2 protein-coding genes are annotated in these 2666 nt (G+C 69.1%); one reads left to right on the top strand and one right to left on the bottom strand.

Annotation, left to right across the window (positions count from 1 at the left end):
• Nucleotides 1–754 precede the first annotated feature (754 nt).
• On the bottom strand, nucleotides 755–1210 hold the full coding sequence (locus tag VF468_22550; protein HEX5881070.1) for a MarR family transcriptional regulator: 456 nt from the start codon (nucleotides 1208–1210) through the stop codon (nucleotides 755–757).
• Nucleotides 1211–1269: 59 nt separating this feature from the next.
• Between VF468_22550 and VF468_22545 the strand changes: the two genes are divergently transcribed.
• The gene (locus tag VF468_22545; protein ID HEX5881069.1) at nucleotides 1270–2049 is read left to right on the top strand and encodes an NADP-dependent oxidoreductase; all 780 of its coding nucleotides are present in this window, start codon (nucleotides 1270–1272) and stop codon (nucleotides 2047–2049) included.
• The last annotated feature ends 617 nt before the right edge of the window (nucleotides 2050–2666 follow it).

Here is a 2666-nt window from a genome sequence, read left to right as displayed (position 1 = left end):
AACAGCTCCCCGAACGCCTCCCGGGTCCCGACGCCCACGAGGGCCCCCTGGGTCGCATCCCTCGCGGCCGAGCCCTCGATGCCGGTCACCGATCATCCTCCAACAACGCATGCTGGCCAGATCGATCGAGTATCCACAATTCCTTCGCGGGCTGCCGTAGAGCCTCTACACGATCCGAATTAAAGGACATTTCGGAACCTGGTCGGAGTCACTTCGCTGCTAGCTGCTGGCCGAAGCAGACATGAGGGCAGCCACCCGCGTGATCCTCGATGGCTTGTGAGCACACCGAAGATCGTGCGATGGCCGCGGGCCACAGCGTAGACCCTGCCTAATGGCGCGGCCTGCTCGATGCAGGGGCTGGCCCGGGTGGCAGGTCGATTCGCTCGTGTCGAGCCGCTGCGCACCGCGGCGGCGCCGTTCGGCGGTCATCGGCATGTGGAGCTGTCCGGTGGCTACCGAACCGGAGGTGCGGGCCCGTTGACTCCAGCGCCCGCCTTCCGCTCCCTGCGCCGACCCCGACCCCGGGTTCTCGGCCCACCCCTGGAGGCGATCAACCGAACAGCTCTCGGAATCCCTCCCGCCATGACGGGTACTCCAGGGCCAGCCCCAACTCAGACTTGGCCTTGGCGTTGCTGGCCGCGCGGAGCTGGGTGCCGTAGTACACGGCTTGAGCGCCGATCTGTTCCTCAGCCTCCTCCTCGGAGACGCGCCGCGGCGGAGGGCGTCCAGGATTTCGGCCAGGTACGGCAGCCACTCAGCCTGGGGGGGCGGGCTGCTGGGCGGGGCTGAGCGAGGCGAGGAGTTGCTGTTCGTTGCTGAGGTGGACCTGGAGGAGGGTGTCGATCGTGGTCTTGCCACGGCTTGTCAGCCTCACGAGGGTGCCTCTGCGGTCGTTGGGGTCTGGGCGGCGTTCGACCAGGCCGGCGTCGGCAAGACGGTCAAGCCGCTTGGTCATCCCCCTGGAGGAGAGCAGCATCGTTTGCATCAGCTGGGTGGGCTTCAGCGCATAGGGCTCTCCGGCGCGGCGGAGGGCGCCAGCAGGTCGAACCAGCCCGGCTGGAGCCCGTGGGCCCGCCAGGGGCTTGGCGAGGGCGGCGTCGGCCAGGTGCGCAGTCCGGAACAGGCGCCCCAGCAGGGCGAGCGCGCCCAGGTCGAGGTCGGGCCGCTCCCGCCGCCACGCCTGGACGATCTGGTCCACATGATCGGGCATCACCTTGATAGCCTGGCAGGATACTCTCTGGAAAGGTTCTTACTGGAGAGGTGTTGAGTATGCGGGCGATCCGGCTACACCCGCCTGGCGGGATTGAGGGGCTCCGGCTGGACGAGGTCGCGCCGCCCCAGCCCCGTCCCGGACAGGTACTGGTGCGGGTCCACGCTGCGGCGATCACCCGTGCCGAGCTGGAGTGGCCAACCGACCGGCTACCCGCCATCCCCTCCTATGAGCTGTCGGGCGTCGTCGTCGAGGACAGCGACGGGTTCTCGGCCGGTGAGGACGTGTTCGCGCTCACGCCGTTCGACCGCGACGGGGTAGCGGCCGACTACGCGCTCGTGCCGGTGGAGGTGCTCGCGCCCAAGCCGGGTTCGCTGAGCCACATCCAGGCGGCGGCGTTGCCCATGCCCGGCCTCAGCGCCTGGCAGGCGCTGATTGTCCATGGCCGGCTGCAGGCCGGTGACCGCGTCGGCGTCACGGGCGCGCACGGTGGTGTCGGGCATGTGGCCGTGCAGCTCGCCCGCAGCCGGGGCGCGGCGCTGGTGGAGGAGGGAAAGCCGTGCGACCTGCTGTTCGACACCGTGGGAGGCCAAGCACTGGCGCGTTCCGCCGGTCAGGCAGGTCGGATCGTGACGATCGCCGCCGAGGCACCTGGCGCCCACTACTTCGTCGTCGAGCCCAACCATGAACAGCTGCTCGAGTTGGCCCGGCTCGTCGACACCGGCGACCTGTGGCCCGAGATCGATTCGGTCTTCCCGCTTGCCCAGGCCCAGGCGGCATTCATGCGCAGCGCAGCCAGGGGCAAACATGGCAAGGTCGTCCTTGGTGTCATCGAGTAGTCAGGGCGCAAGGCGACGGCCTCGGCCGCGCTGCCCGGCGCCGCGATCCCCCGAACAACGCCACCGCCCGGCCCTTGGGTGGAAGGACATCTCAGCTGACCTCGACGACCTGCTCCACAGGATCGACCAGTACCAGCAGCAGACCGCCCCACCGACCAGCCCGAAGGCCGCATGATCAAACCCCCGACGGACTTACGGGCCAGACCACTAAGACAGCCCGCACGTGGGTTTGACGGTGGCCACCTGGTCCACAACCACGTGGCCGGTGTGCGGCAGCACCCCGTACAGGATGAGGTCGGGGAGCCGGACAGGCGCGGTCGGAGCACCGGGACCTCGGCAGGGGGTCGACGCGAGTCCCGCCAAGCCCATGCTCACCGCTGCCCGGGGCGCTCAGAGCGCTCCAGCGCGCGTCCTTCGGCCTATGACGGCTAAGGCTGGTCATTCCGCCACGCGCCACAGCATATGACTGAACCGTATTGGCTGGACGGGATACCCAACCTGACCAGCGAGGGTGGCCGGTATTTCCGGCTGGTCGGCGACGACGGCGGCCGACCCTCACACTTGCCCGCTGATCCGGCACCTTCCGAGCACCTGACGGCCGCCGCTACCAGGCCCAG

It is taken from the genome of Actinomycetota bacterium (assembly GCA_036280995.1).
Taxonomy (GTDB): domain Bacteria; phylum Actinomycetota; class CALGFH01; order CALGFH01; family CALGFH01; genus CALGFH01.
This window is presented reverse-complemented; position numbering and strand designations above follow the sequence as displayed.